Below are 17,702 nucleotides of genomic sequence, written 5' to 3' on the forward strand. Positions count from 1 at the left end.
ACTAATATTATTTAATAAAGTTACCGTTAACTTAATTTAATTAGATTGATGCACTATTTAGAGGGAGCGCTCACTTATGAATACAAAAACAACCGAACTTCAATCTGAGATTAAGGCGCATTGGGAAAAGCAGATTTTACCCTTCTGGTCCAACCTTAAAGATACAACCCACGGTGGGTTCTACGGCTGGGTTGGCAATGATCTTCAGGTAAATCCACAGGCACCCAAAGGCGGGATCGCCACGGCACGGCAACTTTGGTCTTTTGCTGCAGCCTATCGGGTTACGGGAAACGAACGATGGCGCGATCACGCGGAGCACGCCTATCGTTTTCTCGCTGACCATGTGATGGATACCGAATATGGCGGTATGTACTGGATGGTAGATTACACAGGGGAAGCACTGGATACGAGTAAACATGTGTATACGCAATCATTCGGCGTGTATTCACTCAGTGAGTACTATCGCGCTACCGGGGATGCTTCTGCATTGGAACTTGCGAAAAGGCTTTTTGCACTAATCGAGGACAAAGGTCTGGATGCCGAACTACCTGCGTACAAGGAACAATTTGATCGTACATGGAAGGAACAACCCAATGAAATGCTGAGTGAAAATGGGGTGATTGCGGATTACACAATGAATACGCATATCCATGTATTAGAGGCCTACACCACGCTCTATCGAGTGTGGCCGGATCAACAAGTGAAGGCGGCGCTGGAACGCCTGCTCGGAATTTTGTATGAACGCGTGTATGACCAAGACACCAAGTTTCTCGGGGTATTTTTCAACAAACAGTGGGAATCCATCATCGATCTGCGCTCGTTCGGACATGACATTGAAGCCAGCTGGCTGATTGACGAAGCACTGAAAGTTCTGGGGATGGAACAACATCCAGAGTATGCGGCGATGGTAACAGATATTGCCTATAACATCTCCAATGTAGCCGTGAATGCGGATGGTTCCCTGCTCAATGAACAAGAAGGTGAACATTTCGATGAGAAGCGCATTTGGTGGGTTCAGGCGGAGGCGATGGTCGGTTTCTATAACGCGTATCAGCGCACAGGTGATCCACTGTTTCTGGAGAGAGTGGAACGCTTGTGGACCTATACAAAAGAAAACATCATAGACCAACGTGCCGGCGGGGAATGGTACTGGTCGGTTGATGGGAACGGAACACCGGATCAGAGCGAAATCGCAGGACCGTGGAAATGCCCGTATCACAATAGCAGATTCTGTATTGAACTAATTGAGAGGATGGGATCAGAATGATACACCCGAAATACAAGGAGTTACTGGAGAAACAGGAACAGCTACTTAGTCGCCCTAATGAGATCAATTCTTCCTTCTACAACGGCATATATGATCGGTACCAATATCCGGTTATCACTCGCCATCATGTACCGCTGCATTGGAGATTCGATCTGGATGAGACGACGAACCCGCATTTCATGGAACGCCTGGGCATTAATGCGACGTTGAATCCGGGAGCCATCTATTTCAATGGCAAATACGTCATGGTTATTCGTACGGAAGGATTGGATCGCAAATCAATCTTTGCGCTCGCCGAAAGTGACAATGGAATTGACGGATTCCGTTTCACGGGTAAACCATTGGTCTGGGATGATATCGATGCGGATGAAACCAATCAGTATGATATGCGTCTCGTTCAACATGAAGACGGCTGGATCTATGGCATCTATTGCTCTGAACGCAAAGACCCGGAGGCTCCTGCGTTTGATACATCAAGTGCAGTCGCACAGGCAGGACTGGTTCGTACACGGGATCTTACAAGCTGGGAACGTTTGCCCAACATCACAACGAATTCCCCTCAACAGCGCAATGTCGTATTGCACCCGGAATTCGTGGATGGAAAGTATGCCTTTTACACCCGTCCACAGGACGGATTCATCTCAACAGGCAGCGGCGGCGGAATCGCCTTTGGTCTGTGTGAGGACATCTTGAACCCTGTCATTCATGAAGAGGCGATTATCGACGAACGGCAATATCATACGGTATATGAGGTCAAAAACGGTCAAGGTCCTGCTCCGCTCAAGACGGATCGTGGCTGGATTCACATTGCTCATGGAGTTCGGAACACCGCAGCAGGCCTGCGTTACGTGTTATACACCTTCGCTACGGATCTGAATGATCCGGCGCGTATTATTGCCAAGCCGGGCGGCCACTTCATTGCTCCTTATGACGATGAGCGGGTAGGCGATGTGTCCAATGTTATTTTCTGCAACGGTGCTGTGGTCAATGAGAATGAAGAAGTCTTTATCTATTACGCTTCCAGTGATACCCGCTGTCATGTGGCAACAACCACGCTGGACAAACTAGTTGATTATACGTTTAATACACCGGCCGATCCATATCGTTCCCTGGATTGCGCCAGCCAGCGGGGTCAGCTGATAGAACAAAATGAGAAGCTTTTAGAGAAACAATTGACATAACATCGCTATAACAACCTTCAAGCAAGCCCAAAATATGCTGAAAATAGCGAAACAACAGCCAGAATTGCTTTATTCCAAGTGGGTAACGATGTATACTGATATGGATTGTTATTATGTGCGAAGAAAGCGCTCATCATAATGACAGCACATTGTGCCTATACCGGCTTGAAGGAGGCGACCATACTGAAGAATAATATCACCATGCGGGATATCGCCGACAGGCTCGGGGTCAGCAGTGTGACCGTCTCGAAAGCATTGAATGATAAAGATGGCGTTAGTGGCGAATTAAAGGAAAAAATTAAAGTGCTTGCTGCCCAAATGGGCTATCGGTATAATGCTGCTGCCCGTTCGATGAAGGAAGGCTTAACCCATAATATTGGCGTAATTATCCCGGAGCGTTTTACCGGGCCTACGCAGTCGTTCTATGTACGCGTGTTCCAGCGCATCACCAAACATCTGGAGGAACAGGGCTACTACGGCATTTTGCACATTCTGAATGTGGAGGATGAGGAAGAATTAACGCTACCCAAGCTATACAGCGATAACAAGGTCGATGGTTTCATCGTACTCGGACAAATCAGCAAAGAGTATATTGAACTGGTGCGATCGATGGAAGTTCCCAAAATGTTTCTCGACTTCTACGATGAACATTCCGATATCGATTCCGTCGTTACCGATAACTTCTACGCTGCCTATGAGCTGACGAACTATTTGGTTCAGCAGGGCCATCGTAACATTGCTTATGTGGGAAACCTGTATTCCACAAGTAGCATCCAGGACCGATTCCTCGGATATTACAAATCCTTGCTGGAACATCGGTTGCCGATGAATCCGGATCTGGTTCTGAATGATCGGGATGAACGGGGTACGTTTATTGAGATTGATTTGCCCGATCAGCTGCCAACGGCTTTTGTATGCAACTGTGATCAGGTCGCTCATCTGCTCGTTCAGAAACTGACTTCCATGGATATTCAGGTACCTGGCCAATGCTCGGTTGTTGGTTTTGATAATGATATCTATGCCACACTCTCCGATCCCAAGCTGACAACCGTCGAAGTGGATGTGGAACAGATGGCGCGCACGGCAGTTCAGTCCATGCTCAAAAAAGTCGACAACCCAAACCGCAGTTTCGGCCGTGTACACGTGAAAGGCAACATCATCTATCGTGACTCGGTGAGTGCTGTGTCTGCCTCATCAGATACTATGGATATTTGAATTAAAAAATGAAATAAACGAACACAGATGACTGGCCTGTATCTTACTGGCCAGTCTTTTCTGATGCATGAGGGCTTAAGGACGGCGACGATCTGTTGAACCCCTCAAAAATGTAGTCGTTCTCCAAATCGAGAGGATGAGGATCAGCTCATACACATTGGTTAAAGTTCCACTTTCCACTGGCAGGGAGATTAACTGCCCTGCAAACAACAATGCAGTTCCAACAAACAGCCATACCCATTTATGTTTGAAAAGAACGATCAGGCTAACAAATAACAAAACAATCCCAACGATGATCACCATCATCGGCGGACCTCCATGACCTTCTGCCATATATCTCAGTACTCCATACTCTTCTATAACCTTGAGATTTTTAACCTCGAATAAAGTAAAGCCTACAATCTGGTAGATAACCAGGCCTAATGTTATCAGCCATGCTACCACACTCGTTATACTTCTATTTGCAAACTTGGCACCTGAGCTGCGCAAGATATGGTAGCCAACAAGAATAAGGGTAGGGGTAGCAAAGGCATGCAGCCAAAATCGAAGGCTACTGAGAACCATTAACACTTCCCCATCCCCTATCAAATTACCTACAGCAATAATTCCATTGTCATATGCCAAGCTGAACGCTACAAATAGCTGGAAACTGGAATAATCGAGCCATTGCTTCCGCTGGGTTAAATAGACGGCCATCCGAACAACAAGTATCAAATAAACAAGAGTAAGTGCGGAGTATATCCATACATCCAAGCTGCTTCACCATCCTTTCGACAATCTTCAAGAGCTGGATCGGTTCTCCGAATTCAACTCCCCCCTTCTATGAGCCATTGCACAAGTGTTATATTTTTCAACTCATATTCACTTGCTCGTTTTTGTATATTGGTAAATAAGTGGTCAATTCTAATAAATTATATTTACCGGTAAGTAAAATTACAAGGTGGATTTGTAAAAATGGATAATTTGTCATAAATTACTCACTGGGGCAATGAAGATAAATATCAATTTACAACGTTTACCCAGGAGACCAACACATGCTGTAGCTGGAGATGATCCACCCTAACAAGGAGTCACTTTTCAAGTCGGCCCGCGAAACTGTTTATGGAGCTGATTCATATAAAAAGAGCACTCCCGGCTATTGTAGCTGCAGGAGCACTCTTTTCCTTATTTGAAGAACGTAAAAGCAACAGGTTACTCTGATATCAATAACTTGTCTTCAACCAATTATCCTTGGACCAGGTCAGTTTACCTGAACCCGCCCCATTGGAAGCAATGAGACGTGCATTCAACGTAGATGGATCATCCGTGGTATAGCTGTAAGGAAGTGTCGAGAAGCCGTTCCAGGAGAACGATTTTATCACCGCCGGGATTGGCGCCAGTGGACTGCCAGACGTATCACTGCTGCCACGGAATGAGCTTCCATCCAAAGAATACATGGTATCGGTCACTCTGATTTTGCCGGTATAGGTTGGGTCTGCCGGATCGGTCTGATTGTTGCGAACAGGATACAGAACGTCCTTGATGACTGATTTCTCAACCAATACGGCTCCGCTCTCTGTGGAGATTGCCCCATTGCCAATGATATCGAACTTATAACCTTTGGACGCAATCGCTGTTGCCATCGCCGTTGTAATTTTTGCTTTAGCGGCACGTGCCCCTGTCGAATCCATCACGATGTTGTAAGCATGTGCGTTGCCTCCACGCAGGCGTGGCATCCGGTCCTGAATATCTTTGTACAGATTATGGTGAAGCGTCATGGACAGGTTCGCGTTAGCTGATTCCAGGCTGGTCGAACCGACCAGATGTCCTTTCTTTTGTGGTCCTGAGATGGCGATAATATCGGCTTTGCTAAGACCTACCGCACTGCTGCGCAGGTAGTTATACATGGGATAGGAAGCCTTGTTTGCTTCCAATTCGTTAATCTGCTGGGTAACCCAGCTGTTCGAGCTGCCGTCATCCCCTTTCAAGAGGGACCAGGAGATGGTCACGCCGCTGGTTCCCTTTTTCGAATCCACGAGTCCGTCATAGGCTTTATTAAATGTGCAGTGATCAATCCATACGTTGCTGTTCTCCTCCAGGGTGATGTAATCCCAGTCATTCTTGTCGTAATCACCTTTGGTGGATTCATCCCATTCCCATAACTCATCGAACTCCAGATTACGGATGATGACATTCGAGCTTCGTTTCACGCTGATCGCAGCGTGTTTGATTTTGGAACCATTGGCGGAGAAAATCGTGAGTCCATTGAAACCGTCAATCGTGAGCTTGCTGACACCGGTCTGTTTTAATACGGGATGCGTCAGCGCATCATTATGCTTGGCAAAAGGAGAAGTCTGCGCTGCACTTGGAATTTCATTCCATCCCAGATTCAGATCGTTCATGATCTCAACAACTTTGACACCGGAGTTCTTTTTCAGCGCCAATGCCAGATCGGTCGCATTATACACTTTCTTATACGTGGCTGTGTTTGATTCGCTAATGATGCCACCGCCCGCGTTCCCTTGGGAGAAGCCTGTAAGATTGTAATCTGCGTTACCCGCTGCCTGCACACTTGCCGGTCCGGACAATAAAGTTAACCCCAACGTTAGAGCCAGGGCTGTGCTGCATAAGCTTCGAAATTTAGTTTTCATCGATTCCATTCCTCCCAATATATGATGATGACATTCGTCCATCGCTGCCATGCCAAGTTACGAAGGACATGTTCTCAATGTAAGCGTTGAAAGCGATTACAACAATAATCCCTATCTCACATGTGGTTAGGAAAGGCTGGTATGGTAAGGGTTTGTACTGTAAGCAACTTTGAATCGTACAGAGTTAACTTGGGAAGTGAGGTTTCAGGGATATATCGTGGTAACAAGAACATTCCAGATGGGATGAAATTAAAAAAGCAGGACTGCATCTGCCGCAGACCTGCTCAATTTTACTTTTTGATGGAACGTGTCCAGAAGCCGCCATGGAACTGTTTGGGCTCCACGGTGATGACAAATGCTTTGGGGTCCAGACTGAGAATCGTCTGATAGAGCAGTTTCTGGTTTTTTCGTTTCGCCAGAATCTCCATCACAAGCCGATCTCCGTCACGTCCACTACCCACCCACGCAGTAACACCGTATCCTTTGTCCCGCAGGGCATTCGCAACGTTGCTTCCCATCTGGTTACAGATTACTTTAACGGTAACGTAACCGAGGGCAATCTTCTCTTCGATCCAGGCCCCTAGTAATACACCGAGTCCATAACCTACCGCGTAGACGATCAGGGCAGATGGTTGGGTTAAATACTTGAGTACCAGATTCAGACCGAGCACATAGATCACAATCTCACCCATGCTGATCAGTGCGGCGATATATTTCTGGCCTTTGAGTGTCAGAATCATCCGTAATGTATAAGCCGATACATATACAATCTGGATCAAAAAGATAAATACCAATATTTTAAACAATCACAATCCCTCTTTCCTGGCCTTCACAACGGAATTGGCCCTTTGCTGCATATCCTCGACGATTTCGTATCATCTATGCTTCCTGTACGTTCGCTCTATCTCCATCATTGGACGTTATACCCTCATTCTAAACGGTTGGATGTAAATCCGTAGGCATTTTCTGCTCTCTGGCATGCCGGAACTGCCATTATAGAACCGTTTGTACCGATTATCAACCCGGCGGAGGTCCCAGGGTCGAAAACCGGTGCCTTTGAATATGCTGTATCATCATAAAGCCAAGCACGCTGGCACAGGATATCAGGTCAGAACCAGGATGGATGGGTCAAAACAAAAAGGGGGTACCGTCATGCAGCTATGGCAGGAGATGGAGCGGGAAGGCATGGAGGAACTCATTTTTTGCCATGATGCAGATAGTGGATTGAGGGCGGTCATTGCCATTCATAACACGGTCCTTGGACCTGCGCTCGGCGGATGCCGCTACTGGTCGTATGCGTCCGAGGAAGAAGCTGTTCGGGATGCTGTGAAGCTTGCAAAAGGCATGACATACAAAAATGCAATCTCCGGACTGCCGTATGGTGGCGGGAAAGTGGTCATGTGGGATGTGCCTATTGCGAAGAATGCAAAACAGGATGAGGATGGTTGCGGATCTCAAGGTGGTGAGCAGGTCGCTGGAAATCTAAGGGTAGAGCAGCAAAAGAGCGCTGCCACGGAACGAGAAGTCGTCACCGATCAGGTTGCTGATCGTATAGATAAAAGCCTGGATACTGACGTATCCAGGCGGGCGCAGCGCTTTCGCGCACTGGGACGTTTTCTGGAGCGGCTGAACGGACGGTACGTGACCGGTCTTGATCTGGGTACCACGGCGACAGACATGGACCAGATCCGACTGGAGACCGCACATGTGACGGACACCACGGGTTCGCTTGGGGCGCAGGATGACTTCACTGCCGAGATGACCGCCTACGGCGTACACATCGGCATTGTGACCTCGCTGCGCCAGCAAGGCATTGCATCTTTGCAGGGCATTCCCGTTGCCGTCCAGGGACTGGGCAAGGTCGGGTATGCCCTATGCCGTTACCTGCATGCAGCCGGGGCACGGCTCATTGTGGCAGACGTTGTACCGGAGCGTGTACAACGTGCCCTTGTGCAGTTCAGCGGCGCCATCTCGGCCGATCCGGCCCATATCCACGCCGCTGACTGCAAGGTCTTCGCCCCCTGTGCCCTAGGGGGCGTACTGACCCCGGCAACGGTGGAGGAGCTGCGCTGCTCCATCGTTGCCGGGGCGGCCAACAACCAGCTGAGTGAACGACAGCTGGTTGCAGGCCGCATGCAGGCGCGCGGGATTTTGTACGCGCCTGATTATGTGCTCAATGCAGGCGGAATCATCTCCACCGCCTACGAGCTGGAAGGCGCCGGCCCTGACCTGATCCGCCAAAAGGTGGCGGGGATTGCAGGCACGCTGAGCAAGGTATACGCAGAAGCTATGCAATCTGCGATCTCCACAGCGGATGCAGCCGATCGGCTGGCGGAATCCATCCTCCGAGCAGGCCATACAAGATAAGGTGCCCCCTCCTAGAGAACCTCCACTGCTTTACTTCATTCTAAAGAAACTGATACACGCTATTTGGTCCTTTTAGCATGGATCTAATATCTAACGAATCTCAGACACGTTATTGTGCCTAGTTTGGTCCTTTTTCAAGCTAAATATCTACTTTTCCGAAGGATAGCGCTCCTGAGGTTCGTTAGAATTTATATTTCATGTTTTTGCCCCGAATAGGTTGTCTCAGGTTCGTTAGCGCTGCGGCCGAAGATTTCTTTGGGTTAGTATCACCTATCAAAAAGAGCTAACCCCGACATCCGTGTCCAGGTTAGCTCTTTTACCCTCTCTTATCATTTCTCGTTCTTTCTATCTTTCTATCTTTCTCTACTACTCTATTCTCAAACTGCAACCGACCTCTTCTCCGATGTCTTCTTCCCTCGAAACAGCAGCGTCCACAGCAACACATTCGCTACGATCAGTAGCGCACCATAGATCCATACGCCCCCCGACACGGAACGGAAAAAGACATGGACTCCCCAAAACATGGCAAGCACAGGGAGGGCGGCGAATACATACCAACCATCACTTTGCTGCGCCACACTGAAGGATTGGGAGAACGGCGGCTTACGCAGCAACAATTTGCCTGCCAGTGGGACAAGCGCAGTAGCCGTCAGCATAATAATTGCAATATCCGGCAGTATCCGTAATCCAAATGTCCAGGTGAACAGAATGGCATTTGCCAGAAATATAGGCAGGAACATGTTGCACAGGAACGCCTTCAGAGCACCTTTATATAACGCGCTATCATTCGCCATCGGTGCAGCGCGAAAGGTCCAGAACGCCTTGTATTGTCCCGAAAATTTCAGCATAACCACAACTGTTACAACCAACATCAGCACGATGTAAAAGGTGTATACAAACGAACTTTGCTTAAACTCTGCCCAGGTAGAAGATTGCAATTCGGTAAACCAAAATACATAAGGTAAAACAAATGATAAACCAAGCGATGGATACACCTTCAGCTTGAATTCCCGTTCATTACGCATCATGCTGGCTGACAGACGGAAGCAAGCCTGCTCCTCTCTCGAACGACTGACCACCTTGGAGATCAACCGATCCCATCTTCCACGTCTGCGTCCGGAGGACTGACCCGAATGTGCCATTTTTTCCAAATACAACTCAAAGGAAGGCATAAGCATCACATATACGATCATACTCACCACCGGAACCAAGACTGCCAATGCTGTGAACGTATAGATCCACACATTCCCGCCCCCTGCAAATAACCATTCATATGCGGCCGCATACCATAACGGAGGCAACAGCAACTGCCACCAAGCCGGGGTAAATACCATACCAAAATCAATAATGCTGAATGAACGGATGACCAGCTGATAACCGATCGCAATCCCCACGGAAAGCAGAATCTGTACCATATTGATCATATCCTTCAGCTTCTCGCCATCCAAGAACTTCATCATGAACAGATAGATCAGGGACGTTGTCACCAGAATCAGCATATTGATCAGAATCAGTTCTACAAGAAAAATCAGAAAGAATCCGATCCCATGCGTCACCAACGCGGCAATTAGCGGTATACCGGTTAATGAACCCGTCAGCAATAGCAGGTATACGCCCGCATGGATGGCTCGGGCCATCCCCACCGTTCGCCCATTAACGGGCTTGGTCATAATAATATTGCGATCCCGGATGTCCAGCAGCACGGAGGAAAAATCCGAGATCATGGACGTCATGATCATAAACATTAAGATTCCAAACACAAGTCCCATCTGAAGCATGAAATGTCCCGTATCCCAGACGATGAAGGGAACCATCATCAATCCCATTAATCCATACAACCACAGGGAACGAAGAAACTGATTACCTTCCTTGCGCTCCTTTTTCCCTGAATTGTTGGATAAAATAGTAGGTACTCTACGTTGATCCATCTGGAACTTCACTCGCAAAATCAGGCGCAGCACATCATAATCAGCCCCTGTTCTGGCGATGAGCGGACGAAAGCGATCCAGGATCTTCAGCGTGCGGAAGTCGGAGGTTTCCTCCATATCAGTACACCTCCTGCACAATCGATACGAATCGCTCAGCAATGGCTATGTGCTCATTGAAACCCGTCAATTGATTGAAGACTTCCTCCAGCGTACCCTCCATGGACTGCTGTTGGAGCTGCTTAAACGTACCGTCTGCCACGACGCGTCCTTCAGCGATCAGTACAATTCGACTGCTGATCTTCTCCACCACATCCATGATGTGTGACGAATAGAAGATCGTTGTGCCTTTGGCTGACAATTGTGACAAAATCTCTTTGACCACCATCACACTATTGGCATCCAATCCGCTGAGCGGTTCATCCAGGAACAACAGATCCGGGTCATGCAGCAGCGCAGAGATCAACAGCACTTTCTGACGCATACCTTTGGAAAAGGATGCAATGCGGGAATGATATGATTTTTCCAGTCCAAAACAATCCATCAATAGCTTGGCTTTGTAATCCGCATCTTCATAGGACATACCGTATAACTCTCCCGTAAAAGTCAGATACTCCGCAGGCGTTAATTGTTCGTACAATTCCGCGACCTCCGGAACATAGCCGATTCTGCGTTTGTACTCCACATCCCCATCCGCAATATCTTTACCAAAGATTCGCACCGTGCCTACATATCCTTCAACCAGCCCGAGTAAAATTTTAACCGTCGTACTTTTGCCAGCCCCGTTCGGACCAATATATCCAATCATCTCACCGCGATTCACTTCCAGATCGATGCCGTTCAGCACATAACGTCCGTTGTATCTCATACGCAAGCTTTCAATGGATAGCACTTGTTGTTCACTCACTTCGTTATCCAGCTCCTGTCTCTATCTCTTTCTACAATTCTACTAGTTTACCACAGATTGGGATGGTAATGATCGGAAATAGGTCACGATATGAGCCATCAGCTGGATATCCCTTTCGAGTAAAAGCATCACGTAACATGCGTGAATACATCACAAAGCCCCTGTCCCACCTTATGGTAAGAGACAAGGGCTTCCACATTATTTTGAACCTTATTTTATAATATCTAAAAAGTCTTACTGCATCTTAACAATCTGAAAATGCTGATTCGTACCGCCATTATCCGTCCACTGGATGGCCGCAGCCCCATCTGCCAAGGATTGACTAGAGATATCCAAGACCTTGCCTGTACTGCGGTTCTTCAGTTTATAATAACCACCACCTACATGAACGAGCTGCCATTGCTGGCTATCCCAGCCACCATCATTCCACTGTTCAATGACAGCCCCATCGGTCGTGGCACCATTCTCCACACCAATTAGCTTGCCACTGGAACGGTTGATGATTTTGACATAGCCGCCACCCGCATCGGTAATCTGCCACTGTTGACTTGTCATCCCCCCATCTGCTCGCTGCTCCAGATCCGCACCGTTGGCGGAAGAACCCCCGATGACATTCAGTAATTTATTGCTTTTACGGCTAATCAGCTGATATGAAGCATTCGGGTCCCACACATCCGGTGTACTCACTCCGGTCACAGTCCCTGTTGCTGTATCCATTGTAATACTGCTGGCCCAGTTCATCGCCAGACTGGTTGCGCTTGGGAATGAAAGTGGCAGCCAGACATACTTGGAATCCTGCACAGGTCCGCTCCATGCACCAGCCCAGCGATCACCCATGTAGAGATAGGATGTGGTCTGTGAACCTTCTACTGGAACGACATAGGTAGATTGGGAGCCATACGTTGTGCTGTCTCCAAAATTACTAAGACCGCTCCATGTGCCTGTAATGCTGGAGGCTGTCGCATATTTGGCCTGATTTGGATTCCAGCCGGTCGCACCTGAGGTAATCAGGAAGTAGACGCCGTCTTTTTTGAATAGGGCTGGTGCTTCACGATATTGTCCGGGCCACAGCGTTGTGACAAGGGATTCAACACCCAGGAAATCCGGGGTCAGCTTATATATATTCAGATCTGCATTCACTCGGGTCGCGGAGATCAGATAAGCGGTTCCGTTATCGTTGTACACCGTCATATCTCTTGAATCATACCCAAGTGGACGATAACTGCCCACATACGTGTAGTTGCCATCAACCGTATTCGAAGTAGCTACCGCCACTCGGGCCTCGCCATAATCCAGACCATTCTCCTTGTGCATCCAAAGCACATATTTTCCAGTCGAACTGTTATAGATGACTTTTGGGCGTTCAATGTTGGAGATATTTAACTCGGCTGCCGAGCTGCTGGTGAGCACATCATTGCGATACTCCCAGTTCTTCAGATCCGATGAACGATACACCGATACCGCCTTGAATGTTCCATTCGGGTTGCGATTCTCCCCAAACCAGTAATAATACCCATTTGCCTTGATCATCCCGCCCCCATGGGCATGAACAACATTGCCATTGGTATCCTTGAACTGTATCCCGTTCATTACACTAAGCGGAGCAGCTGAAGCATCCGGTCCGGGTGCAAGCAGCATACCTATTGATTGCAGCGCCAACACCAAAGCAAGCAGATAACTTAAGCGGCGGGTAAAGCGACGTGAATGTATATTCTTTTTCAACCATCCATCGTTCATAGCCATATCGTAATGCACCTCCACGTTTTTTATGAAGCGCTTACATAAAATTAAAATCGATATGTCTCATCTGCCTCCGATCGATGATGCATTTCAGCAATAGAATTCCTGGCATTACTGGCTGGCCTTCACCTCCTTGATTCCGATTGTATCCGCCACGTTCCTGCTCGAATAGTGAACAATCCGGCGGAAGATGTACAATTATATACTTTGCTCTCTACATAAACAGCAAAAAGACGCTTCCCCCGAAGCGTCCTCTGCTATACCTGCCCTGCTCCTCCATGATGTAACGATCTCTAGCTGTGTGCGGCTGTTCATAGGCAGGTTTTTATATGATGTTTTTATCGGCGTATCCTCGCCCTTATTGCTTAATCTTGTTGCTTAATCTTGGTCGTCAAAATCCTGGTCGAACGATAACACTTTACCTGTGTTGGCATCGATATCTACATCTGCTTCACCTTGAGCAGTTCTCAGTTCGATCTCATACACATAGCGACCATCATCATGATCCAGCTCGACTTTGGTTACTTTACCACCCGAAACTTGTTTCAACGCAATGCTTGAAGCTTGGGATGCCGTCAATTTGACCTGCTTGGAAGCAGAGTTATTAGACGTGTTACCTGTTGCAGTACCTTTATAATCATCGTCGTCATCGTAGTCTTCATCATTCACGACCGCAAGGATTTTGCCTGTATAAGCATCCAGACGAACGACAACATCATTAGTTCCTTTTCTGTCGATCTCAACTTCATAGAACGTTTGGCCGTTTCTACGCTCCAGATCCACGTCATCCACTTTACCATCGGCTGCTTTTAACGCCAACGCTTTCGCTTGTGATGCATTCAGCATTTTACCTGTGCTGTTCTGATTCTGTGTTACAGATTGTGTTGTTGACGTTGGTGTAGTTTGCACCGATTGTCCGTTCACATTCCCGCTAGCCGCTACGGCCGATCCACCAAGTAATACTGCTGCTGACAAGCTGCCAATCCAAAGTTTATGTTTGTTCATCATCATCATTCATCTCCTCGTTATTGTTGTTTTCGTTCTCGTCTACATTTACAGAATAACCTGCAGGAATGAGAGATCAGCGAGAGTTAGATTAGAATTTGATGAGAAAATGAGGAGAGTGCTCATTTAACAGGTATCCATGTCCATCTAATTGAAAAAGATGACCCCTAAACTAGGAATCATCTCTCTAAAGCAGTTTAACACTATATCTAATGTGTTCCTTGCAACATGTTAATCCTCGTCCTCATCCCAAGTCACCGAACGAATCGCTCCCGAGATGGCATTCACCTGCACAATAGCCTCCCGGCCATCCGCCAGATCAATTTCAACCAGATAATACGGATTCCCGCTGTTGGTTCCACGCAGTTCGATGTCGTCCACTTCCCCCGGAACCTCCGCAAGTGCCTTCTGCTTGGCTTGTTTCTCGCTCAGAAACTGAGGTTTGGGATCATCCTTGGTTGGTTCAGTTGTCGGGGCTGTTATTGTTTTGGAAGATATCGTCTTTCCGGTATATGGATCAATCGTGAGTTCTTCACGGCTGTTATCCTTTGCCTTCACTACCGCGGTGTATACCGGACTGCCTTGCTGCTCCACAAGTTCAAGCGAGACCAATTGGTTCTCTGTTTGTTGTTTTAACAACACCGTCTTGATCTGCTCGCGGCTCCATAACGTCTTCTCTTCCGCTTGCGGGTTCGACTCCAGCCGTTTAATGGAATTCACAGCAGCTGTAACGGCATCCACTTGCACATCATATAGGCCGGTCTCCGAACGGAGTTGCATGATATACGTCCCGTCCTTCAACGTGGAATTCACAATCTCACCCGGATATTGATCCAGTACGGATTGGGCCGCCGCATCTGCCGTAAGTACCGCACCCGTCGATTGCCACGGCTTCCACCACACCACAGCTGCCACAATCAGCACAACGAGAAGCCCCGCACCCCACCAGAGTGACCTTCGCGATTTCGCCCATCCGCTATTCCCCTGTTCATGCCGTTTCATCTCCGGTGGTCGCTGCTCATGCTCTGTCATCACGTTTCCCCCTTATAGCTCTCCCCATAGCCCAAGTTCAAATGCTATATATTCGGTCTGAGTTTAGTTTCCAATGGCTACTACATAAAATGAACTAATCTTTTACACAGTACGGAGAGGACAGAAAAAACCTGAAAAGCGAAGCGTTCGCCTTTATCCCCGGATTTTCCCCTTTGAGAAAAGAGAATCCAAAAAATCTGGGGATAACAGCGATTGGAAGGTTGTTCTGTCATCGTAGTGTCAGTGTGAACAATCTTTAGTTCAGTTTATATAGTATATAAGAGAAGAATGAGAATTTCATGAGAGCGGCCCGTTCTGAACGGATATTGGCAAAATAATTGAAGCCTCGGTGCCTTCACCCTCGGTGCTGGTCAGTTCGATTCTTGCTCCAACTGCTCCTGCCAGTTCTTTGGCAAGCGACAATCCCAGACCCGAACCGCTTGCGCCCAAGCTGCGTGTTCTGGCCGGATCAACCCGGTAGAATCGGTCAAATACCTTCTCCAGCTCGTCTTCCCGCATACCAATCCCGGTATCCACAATCCGAATTCGGCACTCTTGTTCCTTGGCTTCCAGCCTGACTTCAATTGCATCTTCACTATACTTCCGGGCATTATCCAGCAAAATAAACAACAGTTGCTTCAGCTTGCTCTCATCGCTGATCGCCCAGATTGGACCTCGATCTTCACACCGGACTTCGCGGTGATAGGCTTCGCGAAACACACGTGCGGAGTCTGTTGCAACTCTCGTGATATCCACACGCTCCAACTGTACATTCCATTGCTCTGGCTGCTTCGCAAGCAGTAACAGTTGCTCGGTCATCTCTCGCATGCGAACCGATTCGGACAGAATCGCTTCCACCGCTTCATCAAATACCTCAGGCCGTTCTTTCCCTCGCCGCTGTAGCAGACTGGCATAGCTTTCAATAATGGTCAGCGGTGTTTTGAGCTCATGAGATGCATCGGATACAAATCGCTCCTGTCGTTCAAAGTTGGATTCGAGCAAATCCATCATCCGGTTAAACGTCTGCCCCATCGTTTTCAGTTCATCCTTCGACCCTTCCTCCAGTGGAAGACGCTTGAATTGGCCGCTGGACTGAATGTCACTCATCGTACGTGTCATCTGCTGAATCGGTCTGGTCATCCGGTTTGCGAGAATTCGGCTGGAGATAATGGCCGGAATCAGGGCAATAATCGTGACTGCCACAAGCACGGTACGCAGTACAGACAGTCGATTCTCCGTCTCTGCAATGCTCTCGGTAACCTGTACATTCACCACCTCGCCATCAGGCCAGATGACCGGGACTGATACCCACACATAACCAATCTGTTCCACTTGGGTATACTCCGATTTCTTCTCACTTTCGTACTTATAGGGCAGCTTGCTCAGCTGCTCGGAGGCTGATGTTGTCGTCACCGGGGAACTGGTGCCGTCTTCATTAACAATCCGAAGCATGCCGTTCACAGGCGCGTAGGCCCGCAGCAAGTCATCCGGCGGAATGGAGCCGGCAGACTGACGTACTCCTTTGACAATAGACTCCGCTTCCGCTTCCACCCGATTAACCTCGTTATCAATCGACATCCGTTCAAACACGATGTAGACCGACAGGTTCACCGCGATTAACAGCACAGCAAATAATACAGACGAATATCCGTAGATTTTACTGCGCAGGCTCATAACTGTTCCTTCAGGACGTATCCAACGCCCCGTACGGTATGTATTAAGGACGGTGTGAATCCGTTATCCACCTTTTTGCGCACATAACGGATGTACACATCCACCACATTGGTATCTCCATAATAATCGTATCCCCACACGGCCTGCACAATCTGGTCACGACTGAGCACCTGACGTTGATTCTGAAGCAGATACACGAGCAAGTCGAACTCACGTGGAGTAAGCTCAATGGCCACACCATCTCGGGATACCTCTCGCGTTCCTTCATTTAGTTTCAACCCGGCAGCCGTCAACCAGCCTGCCTCAGCTTCATCCTGATGCCCAGAAGAGTCATTCCCCGTATCAGCAGGTGTAGACGAAGAAGCGGAAGAAACAACAGACGCCACTGCACTAAGCCGTAAAGCCGCCCGAACTCGGGCAAGCAGCTCTTCAATCTGGAACGGCTTGGTGATGTAGTCATTGGCTCCGAGATCCAGGCCGGATACTTTGTCTTCCACGGAATCTTTGGCGGTGAGCATGATGATCGGAACCGTAGCATCTTTGGCCCGAACTCGCCGCAACACTTCAATTCCACTCAGACCAGGCAACATCACATCAAGCAGAATCAGATCCCACTGTCCTTCTGCATACTTCTCCAGTCCTTCTGTTCCACTACCCGCCTTGCCTACCTGATATCCCTCATACTGTAATTCCAGTTCCAGCAGACGTGCTATTTTGGGCTCATCCTCTATGACCAGCACAGCTTCGTTCATGCAGCGC

Annotated in this window: 14 protein-coding genes; 4 read left to right on the top strand and 10 right to left on the bottom strand. The window is 48.2% G+C overall.

From position 1 onward, the window contains the following. Positions 1 to 76 precede the first annotated feature (76 nt). From FE296_RS12605 to FE296_RS12615, 3 genes are all read left to right on the top strand, one after another. Positions 77 to 1,267, top strand: a complete 1,191-nt coding sequence (locus FE296_RS12605; RefSeq protein WP_150365117.1) for an AGE family epimerase/isomerase — start codon at positions 77 to 79, stop codon at positions 1,265 to 1,267. After that, positions 1,264 to 2,448 carry a glycoside hydrolase family 130 protein gene (locus tag FE296_RS12610; RefSeq protein ID WP_150365118.1) on the top strand — a complete coding sequence of 395 codons (1,185 nt, stop codon included), beginning with the start codon at positions 1,264 to 1,266 and terminating at the stop codon, positions 2,446 to 2,448. Before FE296_RS12605 ends, FE296_RS12610 begins: the two co-directional genes overlap by 4 nt. Positions 2,449 to 2,586: 138 nt before the next feature. Further along, positions 2,587 to 3,663 carry a substrate-binding domain-containing protein gene (locus FE296_RS12615; RefSeq protein ID WP_124116731.1) on the top strand — a complete coding sequence of 359 codons (1,077 nt, stop codon included), beginning with the start codon at positions 2,587 to 2,589 and terminating at the stop codon, positions 3,661 to 3,663. Positions 3,664 to 3,738: 75 nt separating this feature from the next. On the opposite strand, the gene FE296_RS12620 is transcribed toward FE296_RS12615, so the two are convergent. The 3 genes from FE296_RS12620 to FE296_RS12630 form a co-directional block, all read right to left on the bottom strand. After that, positions 3,739 to 4,416 carry a hypothetical protein gene (locus FE296_RS12620; protein WP_150365119.1) on the bottom strand — a complete coding sequence of 226 codons (678 nt, stop codon included), beginning with the start codon at positions 4,414 to 4,416 and terminating at the stop codon, positions 3,739 to 3,741. 449 nt (positions 4,417 to 4,865) lie between these two features. Next, complete coding sequence (locus tag FE296_RS12625) at positions 4,866 to 6,293, bottom strand: pectate lyase family protein (protein WP_150365120.1); 1,428 nt, start codon at positions 6,291 to 6,293, stop codon at positions 4,866 to 4,868. 290 nt (positions 6,294 to 6,583) lie between these two features. Beyond that, positions 6,584 to 7,099, bottom strand: coding sequence for a DUF2179 domain-containing protein (locus tag FE296_RS12630; RefSeq protein ID WP_091012544.1), 516 nt, complete (start codon positions 7,097 to 7,099; stop codon positions 6,584 to 6,586). Positions 7,100 to 7,343: 244 nt separating this feature from the next. Between FE296_RS12630 and FE296_RS33915 the strand changes: the two genes are divergently transcribed. Then, complete coding sequence (locus tag FE296_RS33915; protein ID WP_190945188.1) at positions 7,344 to 8,660, top strand: Leu/Phe/Val dehydrogenase; 1,317 nt, start codon at positions 7,344 to 7,346, stop codon at positions 8,658 to 8,660. A gap of 377 nt (positions 8,661 to 9,037) precedes the next feature. Here the strand turns inward: FE296_RS33915 and FE296_RS12640 are convergent, their stop codons facing one another. From FE296_RS12640 to FE296_RS12670, 7 genes are all read right to left on the bottom strand, one after another. Beyond that, positions 9,038 to 10,705 (bottom strand): hypothetical protein, encoded by a 1,668-nt coding sequence (locus FE296_RS12640; protein ID WP_150365121.1) that lies wholly within the window; start codon positions 10,703 to 10,705, stop codon positions 9,038 to 9,040. A 1-nt stretch (position 10,706) separates the two neighbouring features. Beyond that, the gene (locus tag FE296_RS12645) at positions 10,707 to 11,492 is read right to left on the bottom strand and encodes an ABC transporter ATP-binding protein (protein WP_105600387.1); all 786 of its coding nucleotides are present in this window, start codon (positions 11,490 to 11,492) and stop codon (positions 10,707 to 10,709) included. A 234-nt stretch (positions 11,493 to 11,726) separates the two neighbouring features. Continuing rightward, positions 11,727 to 13,235, bottom strand: a complete 1,509-nt coding sequence (locus FE296_RS12650) for an RICIN domain-containing protein (RefSeq protein ID WP_223868859.1) — start codon at positions 13,233 to 13,235, stop codon at positions 11,727 to 11,729. A gap of 375 nt (positions 13,236 to 13,610) precedes the next feature. Further along, a complete protein-coding gene (locus tag FE296_RS12655; RefSeq protein WP_190945190.1) occupies positions 13,611 to 14,240 on the bottom strand; it encodes a PepSY domain-containing protein in 630 nt (209 codons plus the stop codon). A 228-nt stretch (positions 14,241 to 14,468) separates the two neighbouring features. Beyond that, the gene (locus tag FE296_RS12660) at positions 14,469 to 15,269 is read right to left on the bottom strand and encodes a PepSY domain-containing protein (protein WP_150365123.1); all 801 of its coding nucleotides are present in this window, start codon (positions 15,267 to 15,269) and stop codon (positions 14,469 to 14,471) included. A 297-nt stretch (positions 15,270 to 15,566) separates the two neighbouring features. Further along, positions 15,567 to 16,943: a sensor histidine kinase gene (locus FE296_RS12665; protein ID WP_124116737.1), complete on the bottom strand. Its 1,377-nt coding sequence runs from the start codon at positions 16,941 to 16,943 to the stop codon at positions 15,567 to 15,569. Beyond that, positions 16,940 to 17,695, bottom strand: coding sequence for a response regulator transcription factor (locus FE296_RS12670; RefSeq protein WP_150365124.1), 756 nt, complete (start codon positions 17,693 to 17,695; stop codon positions 16,940 to 16,942). Before FE296_RS12670 ends, FE296_RS12665 begins: the two co-directional genes overlap by 4 nt. Between the last annotated feature and the right edge of the window lie 7 nt (positions 17,696 to 17,702).

It is taken from the genome of Paenibacillus sp. UASWS1643 (genome assembly GCF_008693195.1).
Classification (GTDB): Bacteria; Bacillota; Bacilli; order Paenibacillales; family Paenibacillaceae; genus Paenibacillus; species Paenibacillus amylolyticus_B.

Coding starts and splice junctions, on each gene's coding strand:
- FE296_RS12660 (WP_150365123.1), bottom strand. CDS start 15,269: ATGACAGAGCATGAGCAGCGACCACCGGAGATGAAACGGCATGAACAG.
- FE296_RS12665 (WP_124116737.1), bottom strand. CDS start 16,943: ATGAGCCTGCGCAGTAAAATCTACGGATATTCGTCTGTATTATTTGCT.
- FE296_RS12655 (WP_190945190.1), bottom strand. CDS start 14,240: ATGATGAACAAACATAAACTTTGGATTGGCAGCTTGTCAGCAGCAGTA.
- FE296_RS12640 (WP_150365121.1), bottom strand. CDS start 10,705: ATGGAGGAAACCTCCGACTTCCGCACGCTGAAGATCCTGGATCGCTTT.
- FE296_RS12615 (WP_124116731.1), top strand. CDS start 2,587: ATGACAGCACATTGTGCCTATACCGGCTTGAAGGAGGCGACCATACTG.
- FE296_RS12650 (WP_223868859.1), bottom strand. CDS start 13,235: ATGGCTATGAACGATGGATGGTTGAAAAAGAATATACATTCACGTCGC.
- FE296_RS12670 (WP_150365124.1), bottom strand. CDS start 17,695: ATGAACGAAGCTGTGCTGGTCATAGAGGATGAGCCCAAAATAGCACGT.
- FE296_RS12610 (WP_150365118.1), top strand. CDS start 1,264: ATGATACACCCGAAATACAAGGAGTTACTGGAGAAACAGGAACAGCTA.
- FE296_RS12625 (WP_150365120.1), bottom strand. CDS start 6,293: ATGAAAACTAAATTTCGAAGCTTATGCAGCACAGCCCTGGCTCTAACG.
- FE296_RS12605 (WP_150365117.1), top strand. CDS start 77: ATGAATACAAAAACAACCGAACTTCAATCTGAGATTAAGGCGCATTGG.